The following is a 17,441-nucleotide window of genomic DNA, read 5'->3' as shown; positions in this document are numbered from 1 at the left end:
GTGTCCGGGGCCGGGTCTACAGTGGTGCGGTGATCTCATCCCAGGACCCTGCCACCACGCCCGCGCCGCCGCTCGGCCCCGAGGACCTGCCCTTCGCCGGCCGGCCGTTCGACCGTGATGCGGTGGAGCGCGAGCACCGGGACCTCGTGGCCGCGGCAGAGGAGTCGGGCTGCGCACGGGTCCTGGTGCTCCGGGGGTCCCACGTGCCCACGACGCCGGACGGGCCGTTCCTGCCGCTGCTCACCGAGGTGCCGGCCGCCACCGGGGACCCGGCGCGTCCGGACGTGTACCTGGGCCGCACCGCGGACGGGACCTGGGTGGTTCTGCGGACCTTCCCGGAGGACGCCCAGCTGCCCGGGTTCGAGGCCGTGGCCTGGCAGGGGCTGCGCAGCCTGGCCACCACCGTGGCCCCGGAGCTGACGGCGCTGCTGGTCACGGGCCAGGCCATCGCCCTGTGGCACCGCGACCACCCCCGGTGCCCCCGGTGCGGTGCGCTCACGGAGGTGGTGCGCTCGGGCTGGGCCCGCCGCTGCCCCGGAGACGACTCCCTGCACTTCCCCCGCACGGATCCCGCGATCATCGTGGCCGTGGTGGACGACCACCCGGACCCCGCTCAGCAGCGGATCCTGCTGGGACGCTCGTCTCTGTGGAGCGGCAACAGGTACTCCACGTTTGCCGGTTTCGTGGAACCCGGCGAGTCCGCGGAACAGGCCGTGGTGCGGGAGGTGAGTGAGGAGGCCGGGGTCGTCGTGGACACCGTGCAGTACCAGGGCTCGCAGCCGTGGCCGTTCCCCCGTTCGCTCATGCTGGGCTACCGCGCGGTGGCCCACACCGCGCGGGTGCACGCGGACGGCGAGGAGATCCTGGACGTGCAGTGGTTCACCCGCGAGCAGCTGCTCCACGCGGCCCGCCGGGGTGATGTCGTTCTGCCCGGCCGGGTGTCCATCGCCCACGCGCTGATCGCCAGCTGGCTGGGCCAGGAGCTGCCGGAGACGGCGTGGTGAGCGCGGACGCGGTGGGGGAGCAGACCGCGGAGGAGCGGATCCTCGGGGGACTGGACCCCGAGCAGCGGGTGGTGGCCACCACGCTGCGCGGCCCGGTGTGCGTGCGGGCCGGCGCGGGCACCGGCAAGACCCGGGCCATCACCCACCGCATCGCGTGGGGCATTGCCTCGGGCGTCTACGCCCCCCAGAAGACCCTCGCGCTGACCTTCACCGCACGGGCCGCCAACGAGATGCGCCAACGGCTGCGCGTGCTCGGTGCCCCCGGCGTGCAGGCGCGGACCTTCCACTCCGCAGCCCTGCGCCAGCTGCAGTACTTCTGGCCGCAGGCCGTGGGCGGGCCCCCGCCCGGGCTGGTGAACCACAAGGCGCGGCTGATCACGGAGGCCGGCCAGGCCATGCGCCTGTCCACGGACCGGGCCACGGTCCGGGACGTCGCCGCCGAGATCGAGTGGGCCAAGGTCTCCATGCTCACCCCGGACACCTACGTCCAGGCCGCGGAGAAGCGGGACATGCCCGCGGGCTGGGACGCGCGCACCATGCAGCGTCTCTACCAGTCCTACGAGGACCTCAAGGCGGACCGGCACCTGATCGACTTCGAGGACGTCCTGCTCATCACCGTGGGCATCCTGGAGGAGGACGAGCGGATCGCCGCGGCGGTCCACGCGCAGTACCGGCACTTCGTGGTGGACGAGTACCAGGACGTCTCGCCCCTGCAGCAGCGGCTGCTGGATGCCTGGTTGGGCACACGGGACGATCTCTGCGTGGTCGGGGACGCCTCCCAGACCATCTACTCCTTCACGGGCGCCACGTCCCGCCACCTGCTGGACTTCCCCGCGCGCTACCCGGGGGCCTCGGTGGTCGAGCTGATCCGCGACTACCGTTCCACCCCGCAGGTGGTGAACACCGCCAACCGGCTGCTGGCGGCGCGCCGCCCCTCCCTCGGTTCCACCCCGGACACCTGGGCCACCCCGTTGCGGCTGGTCTCGCAGCGGCCCGCGGGCCCGGAGCCCGCCTGGAACGAGTACCCGGACGACGAGGCCGAGGCCGCGGGTGTGGCCGTACGCATCCAGGACCTGATCGACGACGGTGTGGCCCCGCACGAGATCGCCGTCCTGTTCCGCACCAACGGACAGTCGCAGGCCTTCGAGGCGGCGCTCGCCGACGCGAACATCGGCTTCCAGCTCCGTGGCTCGGAGCGGTTCTTCAACCGGCCGGAAATTCGCCAGGCCATCGTGCAGATCCGCTCCGCCGCGCGCACGGCGGGCGCGGACCGCGCGGACGTGCCCCGGCAGGTGCGCGACATGCTCGGCTCCCTGGGCTACACCGAGCGGGCCCCGCGCTCCGACAGCGCCACCCGCGCCAAGTGGGAGTCCCTGCGCGCGCTCGTCTCTCTCGCGGACACCATGGCCCGCCGCGCGGCCGAGGACGGCGAGACGCTCTCGCTCGCGGGGTTCGCCCAGGAGATCGAGCGCCGCGCCGCCACCCAGGAGGCGCCGGTGGTGGACGGCGTCACCCTGGCGTCCCTGCACTCGGCCAAGGGCCTGGAGTGGGACGCCGTGTTCCTGGTGGGGCTGTCCGAGGGGCTCATGCCCATCTCCTTCGCGGACACCCCGGACGCCATGGACGAGGAGCGCCGCCTGCTCTACGTGGGGATCACCCGCGCGCGGGAGCACCTCGTGTTCTCGTGGTCGCTCTCGCGCACGCCGGGCGGGCGCCCCAACCGCTCGCGCTCGCGGTTCCTCGACGCCGTGCTGCCACCGGAGCCGCGCACCCCGGCACGACGCCGCGGCGGCCGCTGAACGGGTCGGCCGCCTCCCGGCGTCGCTGGCTCGTCCGGCCCCGTTGCGCCTCCCGACGCGTCCCGCGGTCGAGGTGCGCCCGGTGACCGTGGGCCGGGACCGGCCCGGGCGGCGTCGTCAGGCGCGGTCCACGTCCGACCAGAACTCGGTGGCCAGGCGCGCGAACTCGTCCGCCCGCTCGATCATGGGCCCGTGACCCGTGTTCCGGAAGCGGTGGGTGCGGGCCCCGAGGGCCTTCGCCCCACGGGCGAGGTGGCGGAAGGGCAGCACCGTGTCCTTGTCGCCCCACACGATGAACACCGGCAGTCCCGTGGCACGCACACGAGGCACCAGGGCCGCGCGCCACCCGCTCCTGACCCCCGCGGGCGTGCCCACGGAGCGCAGCATCTCGAGCATGGCCTCGGAGCCCCCGGGCCGCTGCGAGAGCCGGTGGTTGTGCGCCACCCGTTCGGGGGTCGCGAAGCGCGGGTCGTGGTACATGGCCCGTTCGGAGCGCAGGGCGCCCTTGCGGCTGGGCGCGAGGGCCCGCTCGCCCACTCCGGGGATGCTCGCGAGCCGCAGGGCGGGACTCACGCCGCGGCCGAAGCCCGCCGAGTCGACCAGCAGGAGGCTGCGGACGAGGTCGGGGCGGTCCGCGGTGAGCTGCATGGCCACCGCCCCTCCCAGCGAGTTGCCGACCACGTGCACCGGTGCGATCCCGAGGGTCTCCACGAGTCCGGCCACCCGGGCGGCCAGGTGCTCCAGCCGCATCCCCTCGGGCGGGACCTCGGAGCCGCCGAAGCCCGGGAGGTCCACGCTGACCACGCGGTGCCCGGTGCTCAGCAGCTCGTGCTGCTCGTCCCAGTCCTTCAGGCTGCGGCCGATGCCGTGGATCAGGAGCACGGGGGTTCCCGCGCCGGTGTCCCGGTACTGCAGCCCGTTCCAGTGCTGCAGGTCGGTCTGCTGGCCGTCCGCGGCGGGGGCGAACGTGAACTCCAGCTGGTCGTCCCGCTCGGTGCCGGGGCGGAACAGGACCTTGTCCCGCAGGTAGTTCTGCCGCACGTTCCAGGCGCCGTCGGCACCTTGGCGGGGGAGCAGGTGCGCGCCGCGCTGGATGTACCCCGAGGCGAGGTCGATGAGCGGTCGCAGCCCGGTCCGGGGCCCCGAGTACCGGGGTGTCACGGCCACTGCGCCCGCGCGGTCCATGCGGTCCAGCACGCGGTGGAAGTACTCGGTCACGAGGTCCACGCGCAGCGTCCACGAGGAGTTGGTGTAGCCGATCGCGAAGGCCATGTTGGGCACTGCGTCCAGCATCATGCCCCGGTAGCTCACGTGCTGGGCCGGATCCACGGTCTCGCCGTCCACCACGAGCTCCGTGTTCCCCAGGAACTGCACGTTGAGCCCCGTGGCGGTCACGACCACGTCCGCGTCCAGGTGGCGCCCGGACGCCAGCTGGATCCCGTCCGGTGTGAAGCGCTCGATGGTGTCCGTCACGACCTCCGCGTTCTCCCCGCGCACGGCGCGGAAGAAGTCCCCGTCCGGTGCGGCGCACAGCCGCTGGTCCCACGGGTCGTACTCCGGCGTGAAGTGCTCGTCCACCGGGAAGGTGGGGCCCAGGTGCTTCACCGCACCGCGGTGCAGCAGCTCGCGCATGGCCTGCGGGCGGCGTCGGCTGAACTCGTAGACCGCCATGCCGCGGGCGATGTTGCGCCAGCGGTTGGCCGCGCCGGCCAGACGGGCAGGCAGGCGGCGCCGCAGCCTGATGCCCGCCTCGTCCCGGCCCGGCACCGAGGCCACATAGGAGGGGGAGCGCTGGAGCATGCTCACCCGGGCACCGCGGTCCACGAGCGAGGGGACCAGGGTGATGGCCGTGGCGCCGCTGCCGATGACCACCACGCGCCTGCCCGCCACGTCCAGGTCCTCGGGCCAGTGCTGCGGGTGGACGACCGTGCCCCGGAACTCGGGGAGGGTGGGCCAGTCCGGTGTAAAACCTTCGTCGTAGCGGTAGTAGCCGGTGGCCATGAACAGCCACCGCCCGCGCAGCCGGGAGACCTCGCCCGTGCGGACGTCCTCGTGGGTCACGGTCCAGGTGTGGGTGGCTGAGGACCACTCGGCCCGCCGCGCACGCTGCCCGAACCGGATGTCCTCCAGGACGCCGGCCTCCTCGGCGGCGGCACGGACGTACTCTAGGATGGTGTCTCCCGTGGCCAGGCTGCGCTCGCCGGTCCACGGGCGGCTGCGGTAGCCGAACGTGGCCATGTCCGAGTCGGAGCGGATGCCGGGGTAGCGGAAGAGGTCCCAGGTCCCGCCGATGTCGTCCCGTGCCTCCAGGACGGCCACGGTGCGGCCCGTCCCGGCCAGTTCCCGCGCGGCCCCGATGCCGGAGATCCCCGCGCCGACGATGATGACGTCGACCTCGTGCGTGCTCATGCCGTCCTCCAACTGCCTGTGCTGTGGTGTGCCACGACGCCGCGGCGCGTGGGCCCCGCCCCGCGGCTCCGGGGTGGCCTCGTCGAGCACCGGCCGGTGACCCGCTCCCGCCCGCCGGACCGGAGCCTCACGATGGGTACTAACGCGCGTTAGTGTCGTGGACTTCGAGTGTAACAGCTCACATCCCCGGCCTGGCAGGGCCGGTGCCAACCGGCCGGCCACTAGCATGTGGGCATCGACACCCACGGAGAGCACATCAGCATGGACGGCGGCAGCACCCCCGCACGGCGGGCCACGAGCGCGGACGTGGCGCGTCTCGCCGGAGTCTCGCGGACCACCGTGAGCTTCGTGCTCAACGACACGCCAGCGCAGTCCATCTCCGCCGAGACCCGGCGTCGCGTCCTCGACGCCGCCCACAGCCTCTTCTACGCACCGTCCGCGGAGGCCCGCGCACTGAGCAGCGGGCGCTCCACGTCCGTGCTCCTGTACCTGCCACCCGCGGGTTCCCTGTCCGAGGACATCGGGGACATCATCGAGCGGCTGTCCGTGCTGTTCGAGGAGGCGGGCCTGTCCATGGTGATCCACGCGTGGACCCGCCGCCCCGCCACGCACGTGTGGTCCTCCGTGACCCCGGCGGCCGTGCTCGCGTGGGACCTCGCGGACGACGACGCGCAGCGGATGCGCCGCAACGGCGTCCGCGGGGTGGTCTCCTGGACCGGTTCGGACAGCATGGGCCGGTGGATCACGGGTCCGCGCGAGGAGGACATCGCCCGGGTCCAGGTCGGTCGCCTCAGGGCCGCCGGCCACGAGCACCTGGGGTACGCGGTGACCGGCGGGGACCACATGCACGGTGTCTCCCAGTGGCGCTACGCCGTGCTGCGCCGCGAGTGCGAGGCCCAGGGGCTGCCCGACCCGCGGCTGCTCCCCGTTCCGGCCGATCCCCGGGACGCCGCCGAGGTCCTGCGCGCCTGGCGGGCCGAGGATCCCGGGGCCTCCGGGGTGTGCGCGCACGACACCACCGCCGCGCTCGCCGTCCTGGCCGGGATGCGCGCGCTGGGCTGGTCCGCGCCCCGGGACCTGGGGATCGTGGGGGTCAACGACTCCCCGGCCGCCGCCCTCGCGGATCCGCCGCTCACCATGGTGGCCCTGGACACGGACGTCACGGCCCGGCACATCGTGGCCGTGATCACCGCGCTGGTCCGGGGGGAGCCGGAGCCTCCCGCACCACCCACGGGCGGGGCGTCGATCGTGGACCGCGAGTCGGTCTGACAACGTCCGCGGACACGGGCGGGTGCGATGCTCCGGGTCGGCCGGCGGCCTGCGACTCAGTCGCCCGTGGGCGCGTGGGGACGTGGCGCTCGGGTGGGGGTGTTGCGGCCGTGTGCCCCGCGGTGGGCTCAGCCCCTCATGGGCGCGTGCGGACCGGCACGGCGGAGTGGTTTCAGCCGCCCGTGAACGCGAGGGCGCACAGGCACCCGGGGTCGGGCGCCAGCCGGGTCCGAGCGAGGCCTCTGCGGAGCACGAGCATGTCCGACGGATGGCCGTCCGCCGCCAGGGAAGGCGCGGCTGCGGCGTCGCCCGCGAGGGCCAGACCGAGCAGCTGCCCGGCGACCTCGCCGGCCACCACGGTGCGCGTGATCGCCGCCAGGGCCGAGCTCGCCCCCGGCGGGACCGGATCCGCACCCTCGGGTGCGGCACGACGGACCACCCGCCGTGACTCGCGGGCCGCCGCCACCAGGCACCCGCGGCACGGGCGGTGGGCCCAGTCCGTGGCCGGCCACGTCACGGCGCTCGCGCCGTCCGACACGAGGTGCAGGGACGTCAGGGCGCCGTCGAGAGGGGGATCCTCCGGCTCCACGAGGTCGGTCACGAGGTCACCGGTCACGGCGCCCGCGCGCAGCACGACGGCGGCGGGGACAGCGGCGGAGGGGAAGAGCTCCGGTGCGCTGAGCGGCACGCAGCGGGCGGCACGGCGACGCAGCTCCCGGCGCAGCACCAGCTCGCGCGGCTGCCCCTCCGACTCTGCGGGATACGGCCCGTGGCGGATGTCCGCGACGGACACGGGTGCGGGGTCGTGAATGTTGAGCAGGCACACGCCCGCCTCCGCGAGCCGGAGGCACACGGCAGCTGCCAGGGGGTCCAGGCCGGAGACGAAGACGTGCACCTCGTCGACAGCCGGAGGGGAGCAGAGCTCCGGCGGGTGCTCACGTCCTGCCGGCCGCGGGACAGTGGTGGGGGACCCGGAAGCGCCCCGCACGCGGAGCGCAGGCGCGCGCCCCGGCCCGGGGGGAGCGCTCGGTGCTGCGGCCGGGACGACGGTCTGAACGGGTGGACGGGTCATCCTCCCAGGGTGCGCGTGGCGGCCGCCGTCCGCCGGGCGGTGCACGGAATCCACAGCGCGGGTGCCGGTTCGCCCGCCGCGGGACCACAGTGGTGAACTGGGAGCATGCCCCGACCACGAGCCAGAGCGAGTCAGCCCCCTGAGGACCTGCCGGAGATCATCGTGCAGCGCAGCAGTCGACGCACCAAGACCGTGAACGCGCACTTCAGCGGGGACGCCGTGGTCCTCGCCGTGCCCCAACGGGCCACCCGCGCCCAGATCGCGCACTGGAGCGCGACGCTGGTGCCCCGCGTGGTGGCCAAGCGCCGGGCGGCGGAGGCGGCCGCACGCACCCGGCACTCGGACGAGGCGCTCGCCCAGATGGCCGAGCGGCTGTCCCGCACCCACCTGGAGGGCCGCGCCCGGCCCACGAGCATCACGTGGTCCACACGTCAGCACACCCGCTGGGGATCGGCGACCCCGAGCACCGGGAGCATCCGGATCTCGAGCCGCCTCGCGGACGCGCCCGAGTGGGTCCTGGAGACGGTGGTGCTCCACGAACTCGTGCACCTCCTCGAGGCGCACCACAACGACCGCTTCTGGGAGATGGCCCGGCGGCACCCCCGAGCGCACGACGCCGCCCAGTTCCTGGACGGCGTCGCGTGGGCGGAGCATCACCCGGCAGAGGATCCCGACCGGGGGTGAGGCGCCCGGTGGGCGGGCCCCGTGAGGTCAGGACCTCGTGACCGGGATCAGTGGTCCTTGGGCGTGGTGTTGGGATCGTCCTGGTCGTCGTCACCCGCGTGGCCGGCGTTCCCGTCCGTGTCCGGATTCCGGGAGGTTCCCTGCGGATCGTCGTCGCCCTGGGCGGGGGAGTCCGTGCCGGGTTCCTGGCCGGCCTCGTAGCCGCCGGCCAGCAGCTTCTCGAGCGCGGCGTCCATCTCCTCGTCGCTGGCGGTGAGCAGGCCACGGCGCTCCTCGAAGCCCTGGGGGTCGTCGAGGTCCTCGTTGGTGGGCAGCAGCTCGGGGGACTCCCAGAGGCTGTCCCGCTCGGTGATCCCGCGCTGCTCGGCCACGTAGTCCCAGAACGTGGCGGCCTCGCGCATCCGGCGGGGGCGCAGCTCGAGACCCACCAGGGAGCCGAAGGTGCGCTCGGCGGGCCCGCCCTCCGCGCGGCGTCGGGCCATCATCTCGGTGAGCGCCGGGGCGGACGGGATGTTCACGGTGGAGGCCACCGTGACCCGGTTGACCCAGCCCTCCACGAGGGCGAGCACCGTCTCCAGCCGGGCGAGCGTGGCCTCCTGCTGCGGGGTCATCTCGGGGCTGAACACACCGGAGGCGAGCGCGTCCTGGACGCCGGAGGGGTCGGTGGGGTCCAGGTCCCTGGCGATGGACTCGATGCGCTCCATGTCGATGTGGATCTCGGAGGCGAACGCCGTGATGAGGTCCAGCACGTGCTGGCGCAACCACGGGACGCCGTGGAACAGGCGGGCGTGCGCCGCCTCACGGATGGCCAGGTAGAGCAGGACGTCCGAGGCGGGCAGGTCCAGCCCCTCACTGAACTCGGCGATGTTGGAGGGGACCAGAGCGGTGCGCTTCGCCGCGAGCGGGATGCCCACGTCCGAGGAGGAGAGCACTTCGCAGGACAGCCCGCCCACGGCCTGCCCCAGCTGCATGCCGAACATCATGGACCCGGCCCCGGAGAGCATCCCGGACAGGTCCGCCCCGCCCATGGCCTGGGAGAGCTCGGGCGGTAGCTGCTGGGTGAGCGCCTCGGACATGGCCTGGGAGACGGAGGCGGCCACGGGTGCGGACATCTCCTTCCAGGTCTCCCACGTGGCCTCGATCCACTCGGCGCGCGCCCACGCGGCGGGCATCACGGGGGCCTCGTCGAACGCGGTGTTGTCCTTGAGCCACAGGTCAGCAAGCTTCATGGCGTCGCTCACGGCGCCCTTCTGCCTCTCGGTCACGGAGGGGTCGCCCTTCTGGGATGCCACCTGCCGTGCGTGCTGGTTGGCCAGGTCCCAGTTCACGGGCTCGTCGGAGGACGAGGAGCTCATCATGGACTGGATCTGCTGGAACATCATGGACATGGTCTGCGGGTCCACGGGCATCCCGGCCGGCATGTCGCCGGGCTTCATGGCCCCGGACCCCAGCAGACGCTCGAACATCTCCTGGAACGGGTCCTTGGGGTTCTCGCCGTTCTCGTCGTTCGGAGGATTCGAGGGCATGGGACCGCCAATCGTCGTGAAAAAAGGAGTGCTGGAACTGCCGTCCAGGATATCGGGCGGCCCCTGGGCCCCACCATCCCGCCGACCCACAGTTCGCTGATGGCTCAGGTTCCTGCGCCCGGGGCACGACGACGCCCGGGCGCGGCGGCGTCGTCGTGGGCCAGCCACGGGACGGGTACGCTGAGCCCTCGTGAAGCGCACCCACAGCCCAGGGAAGACCACGGCCGGAACCACGGCGGCCCGGGGACGGCCACGCCGGTGGTCGCTGCCCACGGTCTCGCTCGTGGCCACCTCCTCCCTGCTCGTGGCGGGAGTCGTTCTGCCCGCGCCCTATGTGATCGAGGCCGCCGGGCCCACCTTCAACACCGTGGGTGCGCACCAGGACAAGCAGCTCGTCAAGATCCAGGGTGCCCCCACGTATCCCAGCGACGGACAGCTGGACCTCACCACCGTCTACGTCACGGGCGGGCCGTCCGGGCGGATCAACTCCATCAACGCCCTGCTCGGCTGGCTGGACCCCTCCGACGCCGTGATCCCCGAGGACACCCTGTACCCGCCCGAGACCACGGGCCAGGAGGTGGACGACTCCAACGCCGCGGCCATGGCCTCGTCCCAGGACGAGTCGGTCGCGGCCGCCCTGGACCACCTGGGCACCCCGTACACCACCACGCTCAGCGTCCACGCCGTGGTCGAGGGCGGGCCCGCGCAGGGCAAGCTCCGGGCGGGGGACGAGCTGGTCTCCGTGGACGGCAGCCCGGTGACCTCCCTGGGGCAGCTGCGCTCGCACCTGGACGAGGCGGGCTCCGAGGGGGCGGATGTCACCGTGCGCCGGGACGGCGCCACCGCCACGGAGCACGTGGAGCTGACCCGCGGCGAGGACGGCACGAGCTGGCAGCTCGGTGTGTACCTCGTCCCGAGCTACGACTTCCCCGTGGACGTGGAGTTCCAGCTGGAGCAGGTGGGCGGGCCCAGCGCGGGCATGATGTTCGCCCTCGGGATCATCGAGGAGCTGACCCCGGGATCCATGGCGGGGGACGAGCACATCGCAGGGACCGGCACCATCACCGCGGACGGCGCCGTGGGACCCATCGGCGGGATCCGCCAGAAGCTCGAGGGGGCGGCCGACTCCGGGGCCTCGTACTTCCTGGCACCCACCGAGAACTGCTCCGAGGTCACGGGGCACGTCCCGGAGGGACTCACGGTGGTCGAGGTCGACACGCTCGGCGAGGCGGTGAACGCGGTGGAGCAGGCGGCGGCGGGCAACGTCTCCGGGCTCCCCAGCTGCGGAACGCGGTGACACCCCGGCCCTGAAATGTCCGCCCGCGGGGTCCACGACACCATAAGGTTGACTGTGATCATCCTCAGGTGATCGTCCGCGCCCAGGGAATTCAGAGGTAAGCAGTGACCGCCGGATCCACGTCTCCCCGCCCGTCCGAGAGGTCCGCAGCGGGCCGCCCCAAGCGCGGGGCGCTGCTGCCCACCGTGATCGCGGTGGTGGTCCTCATCGCGCTGTTCGTGGCCGCCACCCAGGTCTACACCAACGTGCTGTGGTTCGAGCAGCTCGGGTACCTGAAGGTGTTCGTCACCCAGAACCTCGCCGCCATCGGCCTGTTCGTGGTCTCCGCCCTGGTCGTGGCGGGTCTCATGTTCCTCAGCCTGTGGCTCGCGCACCGTCACCGGCCCCGGGGCGGTGAGGTCACGGACACCATGCGCAAGTACCAGCAGGCCCTGGACCCGGTGCGCAAGGTCGTGATGATCGCGGTGCCCGTGATCTTCGGCCTCTTCGCGGCCTCCACGGTGGCCACGCAGTGGCAGACCGTCCTGCTGTTCTTCAACCAGGAGCCCTTCGGCCAGACCGATCCCGAGTTCGACCTGGACCTCGCGTTCTACGTGTTCACGCTGCCGTTCCTGCGGCTGCTCATCGGGTTCCTGGTCACGGCGCTGCTGCTCGCGGGCGTGGCCGGTCTGCTGATGCACTACGTCTACGGTGGCATCCGCATCCACGAGCGCGGGATCAGCACCACACGTGCCGCCCGCGTGCACCTGGGCTCGATCGTCGCGGCGTTCCTCGCCCTGCAGGCGGTGAACTTCTGGCTGGACCGCTACTCCACTCTGATCTCCGGCTCCGGGAAGTGGACCGGCGCCCTCTACACGGACGTCAACGCCGTGATCCCCACCAAGGGCATCCTGGCCGTGGCCGCGCTGCTCGTGGCCATCCTCTTCGTGGTGGCCGGGATCATCGGCCGCTGGAAGCTTCCCCTGATCGGGCTGGCCATGCTGGTGGTCGTGGCCGTGGTGGCCGGCGGCCTGTACCCGTGGGCCATCCAGCGCTTCCAGGTGACCCCCACCGAGCAGGCGCTCGAGAACGAGTACATCCAGCGCAACATCGACATGACCCGCCAGGCCTACGGCCTGGACCAGACCGAGGTCACCCCGTACGACGCCACCACCCAGACGGAGAAGGGCGCCCTGCGCCAGGACACGGAGACCACGTCCAACATCCGTCTGCTGGACCCCAATGTGGTCTCGCCCGCGTTCGCCCAGCTGCAGCAGTTCCGCCCGTACTACCAGTTCCCGGAGATGCTCGCGGTGGACCGGTACAAGATCGACGGCCAGATGCAGGACACCGTGATCGCCCCGCGTGAGCTGAACCCGGACCAGATCCAGGGCTGGTACAACCAGTCCGTGGTCTACACCCACGGCTACGGCGTGGTGGCCGCCTACGGCTCCCGTGTGCAGGAGGACGGCAAGCCGCAGTTCATGCAGTCCGGCATCCCGTCCAAGGGCGAGATCTCCGACGACTACGAGCCCCGCATCTACTTCGGCGAGAACTCCCCGAACTACTCCATCGTGGGCGGCTCCCCGGAGGACGAGCCCCTCGAGCTGGACCGCCCCCAGACCAACGAGGGCGACGCCGCGGACGCGAAGACCACCTTCACCGGGGACGGTGGGCCCAACGTGGGCAACTGGTTCAACAAGCTGGCCTACTCGATCAAGTTCCAGTCCACGGACATGCTGCTCTCGGACGCGGTGCGCCCCGAGTCGCAGATCCTCTACGACCGAAACCCCCGTGAGCGCGTGGAGAAGGTCGCACCGTACCTCACCGTGGACGGCAAGCCCTACCCGGCGATCGTGGACAACAAGGTCGTGTGGATCGTGGACGCCTACACCACCGCCGCGTCCTACCCGTACTCCTCGCCCTCCGTGCTCCAGGAGGCCACGCAGGACACGCAGACGGCGCAGGGCACGGCCGCAGCACTTCCCAACGAGCGCGTGAACTACATCCGCAACTCGGTCAAGGCCACGGTCAACGCGTACGACGGTTCCGTGGACCTCTACGCGTGGGACGACAAGGACCCTGTCCTGAAGGCGTGGCAGAAGGTCTTCCCGGAGACCGTGAGGCCCTACTCGGAGATGTCCGCGGACCTCATGGCCCACGTGCGCTACCCCGAGGACATGTTCAAGGTCCAGCGCGAGCTGCTCAACCGCTACCACGTGACGGACGCGAACAGCTTCTACGCGAGCGACGACGTGTGGTCCGTGCCGAACGATCCCACCCAGCAGAACCAGGACGTCCCGCAGCCGCCGTACTACCTCTCCATGCGCATGCCGGGGGAGAAGGAGGCGAACTTCTCGCTCACGTCCTCCTTCATCCCGCAGCAGAACGAGACGGGCAACACCCGCAACGTGATGTACGGCTACCTCTCCGCGAACGCGGACGCCGGCACGGGCAAGGACGGTCAGAAGAGCGACGAGTACGGCAAGCTCCGGCTGCTGGAGCTGCCGCGCTCCTCCGTGGTGCCGGGCCCGGGCCAGGCGCAGAACCAGTTCAACTCGGACACGGACGTGTCCCAGGAGCTGAACCTGCTGCGCCAGGGCGCGTCCGAGGTCATCAACGGCAACCTGCTGACCCTCCCGGCGGGCGGGGGCATGCTCTACGTCCAGCCGGTCTACGTGCAGTCCTCGGGCGACGCCGCGTACCCCACGCTGCGCCGCGTGCTCGTGGGCTTCGGCGAGCAGGTCGGCTTCGCTCCCACGCTCGACGGTGCCCTGGACGAGGTCTTCGGGGGCAACTCCGGTGCCACCACGGACACCGGCGCCGGTGTGAGCGAGAAGGCGGCGGAGGCCGCCCAGGGCGGTGGCGGGGCCGGGAAGAAGGACGACTCCTCGTCGCCGAGTCCCTCGCCGTCCGGCACCCCGGCGCCGCGCTCCTCCTCCCTCCAGGAGGCGCTGGACTCGGCGAACAAGGCCATGCAGGACTCGGACCAGGCCATGAAGGACGGGGACTGGGCCAAGTACGGCGAGGCCCAGGACCGGCTGCAGCGGGCCATCGAGGACGCCATGGCACAGGACGGCGCCACGCAGTAGCACGGCCGGCACCGCACGCGAAGGGCGGCCCCCGGGAAGCAGTTCCCGGGGGCCGCCCTTCGATTTGCACGACCCCCACGCCCTGCGTATAGTTGTTGATGTCGCCGCGGGGTGGAGCAGTTCGGTAGCTCGCTGGGCTCATAACCCAGAGGTCGCAAGTTCAAATCTTGCCCCCGCAACCACGAAGAAACCCGGTTCCGCAAGGAACCGGGTTTCTTGCTGTCCGGACATCTTCGCGTGCTCCGGGTGACACGCCGGGCCGCGTGTCCGGCGCAGTGGCCGCCGCAGCGCTCCGAGCGGGCACGGCAGCCACCCGGCGGGGCGTTCAGAGGCCGCGACGGTGGCCGACGAGGCGCGCGGGGTTTCCCGCCCAGATCTCGTTCTCCCCGGTGGAGTTCATGAGCACGGAGTTGGCGCCCACGATCGTGCCGTTGCCGATGCGGGTGACTCCGGCGCCTCCGAGCACCACGCAGCCGGGGAACAGCACCACGTCGTCCCCCACGTGCAACCACTCGAACGGGGAGTCCTCGCGGGACACGTGGGCGTCCTTGCGGCCCACCGTCACGTTCTGGTAGATCCGGACCCGCTCGCCGAGGGTGACCTCGGGGTAGACCACGCTGCCCATGCCGTAGTGCACGAGCCGCAGGTCCTTGCCGCCCTGCACCCCCGCGGGGATGGAGATGTTCAGGGGAAGCAGCGCCAGACGCGCCCAGCGGTGCTTGCGAAGTGCCACGAGTTTTTCAGGAAGTCCCATGTCAGACCACAGTAATCGAGTGCGGGACACCTCCGTCCGCCGTGACGGACGGAGCGTCCGGCTCCCGCGAGTCACGGCCCGCGTACGACGACGCCGCCGTGCCCCGGGTGGGGCGCCGGCGGCGTCGTGGGTGGCGGCGGGGCAGCCCGTCAGCGGCGGCGCCGGGAGGTGCCGAAGAGGGAACGCGTGATCTCCCGGCCCAGGGTAGTCCCCGCCGAGCGCATCATCGAGCGCACGGCGGGGTTGTCCATCACGGAGCCCAGGAAGCCGCCCTCGTCCTGGCGGGTGCGCCGCTGGCCCTCCTCCTGCCGACGCCGCTCGTCCGGCTCCTCGTCGCGGCGCTCCCGGGGCTCGTCCGGGTGCTCCACCGAGTGGTCCTCAGCCGCGCCCGCGTGGCCCTGCGGCCCGTCGAGACGTGCTCGCAGCAGCTCGTAGGCGGACTCACGGTCCACCGGCTGGCCGTAGGTCCCCATGAGGGGCGAGGCGCTCACGGCCGCCTCGACGTCCGCCACCGGGGCGGGCTTCATGAGGGACTGCGGGGCCCGCATCCGGGTCCACGCCACCGGGGTCGGGGCACCGCTCTCGGACAGCACCGTGACCACCGCCTCACCCGTGGCGAGCTGGGTGAGCAGCTGCTCGAGGTCGTACTCGCTGCGGGGGTAGGTGCGGGCGGCGGCCTTCAGGGCCTTGGCGTCGTCGGGAGTGAACGCGCGCAGGGCGTGCTGCACGCGGTTGCCCAGCTGCGCGAGGACGTCCGTGGGGATGTCCTTGGGGGACTGGGTCACGAAGAAGATGCCCACGCCCTTGGAGCGGATCAGCCGCACGGTCTGCTTGATGGAGTCCAGGAACTCCTTGGAGGCGTCCTCGAAGAGCAGGTGCGCCTCGTCGAAGAAGAACACGAGGTTCGGCTTCTCGGCGTTCCCCACCTCCGGGAGGTCCTGGAAGAGGTCCGCGAGCAGCCACATCAGGAACGTGGAGAACACCCGCGGCTGCTGCTGCACCGCGGCCAGTTCGAGGCACGAGACGACGCCCCGGCCGTCCTCGGTGGTGCGCAGCAGCTCGGCGGTGTCGAACTCGGGCTCACCGAAGAAGATGTCCGCCCCCTCGTTCGCGAACGTGGTGAGCTCGCGCAGGATCACCCCTGCGGTCTGCTTGGAGAGCCCGCCGATGCCCGCGAGCTCCTCCTTGCCCTCCGGGGAGGTCAGGTGCACGATCACCTCGCGCAGGTCCTTGAGGTCCAGCAGGGCGAGCCCGTTCGAGTCGGCGTAGTGGAAGACCAGGCCCAGGGAGGACTCCTGCGTGGCGTTGAGCCCCAGCACCTTGGCCAGCAGCGTGGGCCCAAACGAGGTCACCGTGGCGCGCACCGGAACGCCCGGTCCCTGTCCGCCCAGGCTGTAGAACTCCGTGGGGCTCGCGGTGGGAGTCCACGTCTGGCCCACGGACCGTGCGCGCTCGGCCACCTTGGGGTTGTCCTCCCCGGGCTGGGAGATCCCGCTGAGATCACCCTTGACGTCCGTGAGGAAGACGGGAACTCCCTGGGCGCTGAGCTGCTCGGCGAGCGCCTGCAGGGTCTTGGTCTTGCCGGTACCGGTAGCCCCGGCCACCAGTCCGTGGCGGTTGAGGGTGGCCAGCGGGACCCGCACCGGGGCGTCCGGGTGCGCACCGGACTCGTCCAGTGCCGCCCCGAGGTCGAGGCACGGTGCCTCCGACGCGTAGCCGGAGCGGACGGCCTCGAGCTGCTTCTGCGCCCCCGTGGGGTTCTCGGCCATTCTCAGACCTCCTCCGCGGAGACGATGTTCTCGCCGTTGGTGGGGGAGCCGCCGTTCTTGAGGGCGGCCAGCCGGGCCTCGATCTCCGTCTGCTGGCCCATGGACTCGAGGGCCCCGAACTGGCGGTCGAGGGAGGAGTCCGCGAGCTCCTGCTGACCGGCCACGCGGGCCTCCTCGCGGCGGATCTTGTCCTCGAAGCGGGAGACCTCGCTCGTGGGGTCCATTACGTCGAAGGACTTCAGCGCGTCCTGCACCTGCGACTGCGCCTGGACGGTCTTCTGCCGGGCGGCGAGCTCGTCCCGCTTGGCGGAGAGCTCCTGCAGCTTCCCGCGCATGGTGTTCAGCCCGTCCTTGAGCTTGGCGACCGTCTCGGTCTGCGCCGCGATCTGGGGCTCGGCGCCGCGGGCCTCGTTCTCGGACTGGATCTGACGCTGGATGGCCACCTTGGCGAGGTCGTCGAACTTCTGCGCCTCACCGGCCTTGCCGGCCGCGCGGAACTCGTCCGCCTTGTTGGACGCGGCGAGCGCCTTGGAGCCCCACTGCTGGGCCTCCTGCAGGTCCTCCGCGTGGTCCTTCTCGAGCAGCCGCAGGTTGCCGATGGTCTGGGCCACGGCGGACTCGGCCTCGCGGATGTTCTCGGTGTAGTCGCGCACCATCTGGTCGAGCATCTTCTGCGGGTCCTCCGCAGAGTCGATGATGGCGTTGATGTTGGCCTTCGCCAGCTGGGCGATCCGGCCGAAGATGGACTGCTTGGTCATGGTGTTCTCCTCTTCTCGTCACTGGACTG

At 71.9% G+C, this 17,441-nt stretch carries 12 protein-coding genes and 1 tRNA gene; 7 read left to right on the top strand and 6 right to left on the bottom strand.

Annotation, left to right across the window (positions count from 1 at the left end; genetic code table 11):
• The first annotated feature begins 29 nt into the window (after positions 1–29).
• Positions 30–1,004, top strand: coding sequence for an NAD(+) diphosphatase (gene nudC, locus HMPREF2833_RS03700; protein WP_059281833.1), 975 nt, complete (start codon positions 30–32; stop codon positions 1,002–1,004).
• Positions 998–2,803 (top strand): ATP-dependent helicase, encoded by a 1,806-nt coding sequence (locus tag HMPREF2833_RS03695; RefSeq protein ID WP_070636735.1) that lies wholly within the window; start codon positions 998–1,000, stop codon positions 2,801–2,803. Before nudC ends, HMPREF2833_RS03695 begins: the two co-directional genes overlap by 7 nt.
• A 117-nt stretch (positions 2,804–2,920) precedes the next feature.
• Here the strand turns inward: HMPREF2833_RS03695 and HMPREF2833_RS12810 are convergent, their stop codons facing one another.
• Complete coding sequence (locus HMPREF2833_RS12810) at positions 2,921–5,212, bottom strand: alpha/beta fold hydrolase (protein WP_101888307.1); 2,292 nt, start codon at positions 5,210–5,212, stop codon at positions 2,921–2,923.
• Between the two features lie 261 nt (positions 5,213–5,473).
• Between HMPREF2833_RS12810 and HMPREF2833_RS03685 the strand changes: the two genes are divergently transcribed.
• On the top strand, positions 5,474–6,481 hold the full coding sequence (locus tag HMPREF2833_RS03685; RefSeq protein WP_101888401.1) for a LacI family DNA-binding transcriptional regulator: 1,008 nt from the start codon (positions 5,474–5,476) through the stop codon (positions 6,479–6,481).
• 172 nt (positions 6,482–6,653) lie between these two features.
• Here HMPREF2833_RS03685 and HMPREF2833_RS03680 read toward each other — a convergent pair whose 3' ends face one another.
• A complete protein-coding gene (locus HMPREF2833_RS03680) occupies positions 6,654–7,376 on the bottom strand; it encodes a hypothetical protein (protein ID WP_070636734.1) in 723 nt (240 codons plus the stop codon).
• Positions 7,377–7,658: 282 nt separating this feature from the next.
• Between HMPREF2833_RS03680 and HMPREF2833_RS03675 the strand changes: the two genes are divergently transcribed.
• A complete protein-coding gene (locus HMPREF2833_RS03675; protein ID WP_070636733.1) occupies positions 7,659–8,237 on the top strand; it encodes a M48 metallopeptidase family protein in 579 nt (192 codons plus the stop codon).
• Positions 8,238–8,284: 47 nt separating this feature from the next.
• On the opposite strand, the gene HMPREF2833_RS03670 is transcribed toward HMPREF2833_RS03675, so the two are convergent.
• A complete protein-coding gene (locus tag HMPREF2833_RS03670; protein WP_047979217.1) occupies positions 8,285–9,763 on the bottom strand; it encodes a zinc-dependent metalloprotease in 1,479 nt (492 codons plus the stop codon).
• 190 nt (positions 9,764–9,953) lie between these two features.
• Here HMPREF2833_RS03670 and HMPREF2833_RS03665 point away from each other — a divergent pair, with 190 nt between their 5' ends.
• The 3 genes from HMPREF2833_RS03665 to HMPREF2833_RS03655 all read left to right on the top strand — a co-directional run bounded on the left by HMPREF2833_RS03665 (position 9,954) and on the right by HMPREF2833_RS03655 (position 14,313).
• Complete coding sequence (locus tag HMPREF2833_RS03665) at positions 9,954–11,060, top strand: YlbL family protein (RefSeq protein WP_070636732.1); 1,107 nt, start codon at positions 9,954–9,956, stop codon at positions 11,058–11,060.
• Positions 11,061–11,164: 104 nt separating this feature from the next.
• Positions 11,165–14,131, top strand: coding sequence for a UPF0182 family membrane protein (locus HMPREF2833_RS03660; protein WP_070636731.1), 2,967 nt, complete (start codon positions 11,165–11,167; stop codon positions 14,129–14,131).
• Between the two features lie 105 nt (positions 14,132–14,236).
• A tRNA-Met gene (locus HMPREF2833_RS03655) sits at positions 14,237–14,313 on the top strand.
• A 143-nt stretch (positions 14,314–14,456) separates the two neighbouring features.
• Here HMPREF2833_RS03655 and HMPREF2833_RS03650 read toward each other — a convergent pair.
• The 3 genes from HMPREF2833_RS03650 to HMPREF2833_RS03640 all read right to left on the bottom strand — a co-directional run bounded on the left by HMPREF2833_RS03650 (position 14,457) and on the right by HMPREF2833_RS03640 (position 17,412).
• On the bottom strand, positions 14,457–14,885 hold the full coding sequence (locus tag HMPREF2833_RS03650) for an LbetaH domain-containing protein (RefSeq protein WP_141756157.1): 429 nt from the start codon (positions 14,883–14,885) through the stop codon (positions 14,457–14,459).
• Positions 14,886–15,034: 149 nt separating this feature from the next.
• A complete protein-coding gene (locus HMPREF2833_RS03645) occupies positions 15,035–16,654 on the bottom strand; it encodes a helicase HerA-like domain-containing protein (RefSeq protein ID WP_070636729.1) in 1,620 nt (539 codons plus the stop codon).
• Positions 16,655–16,656: 2 nt separating this feature from the next.
• Positions 16,657–17,412 carry a PspA/IM30 family protein gene (locus HMPREF2833_RS03640; protein WP_070636728.1) on the bottom strand — a complete coding sequence of 252 codons (756 nt, stop codon included), beginning with the start codon at positions 17,410–17,412 and terminating at the stop codon, positions 16,657–16,659.
• Positions 17,413–17,441: the final 29 nt, after the last annotated feature.

The sequence above is a fragment of the Kocuria sp. HMSC066H03 genome, assembly GCF_001812045.1.
Classification (GTDB): Bacteria; Actinomycetota; Actinomycetes; order Actinomycetales; family Micrococcaceae; genus Kocuria; species Kocuria rhizophila.
The sequence above is the reverse complement of the archived record's forward strand: the minus strand, read 5'-3'. Positions and strand labels throughout refer to the sequence as shown.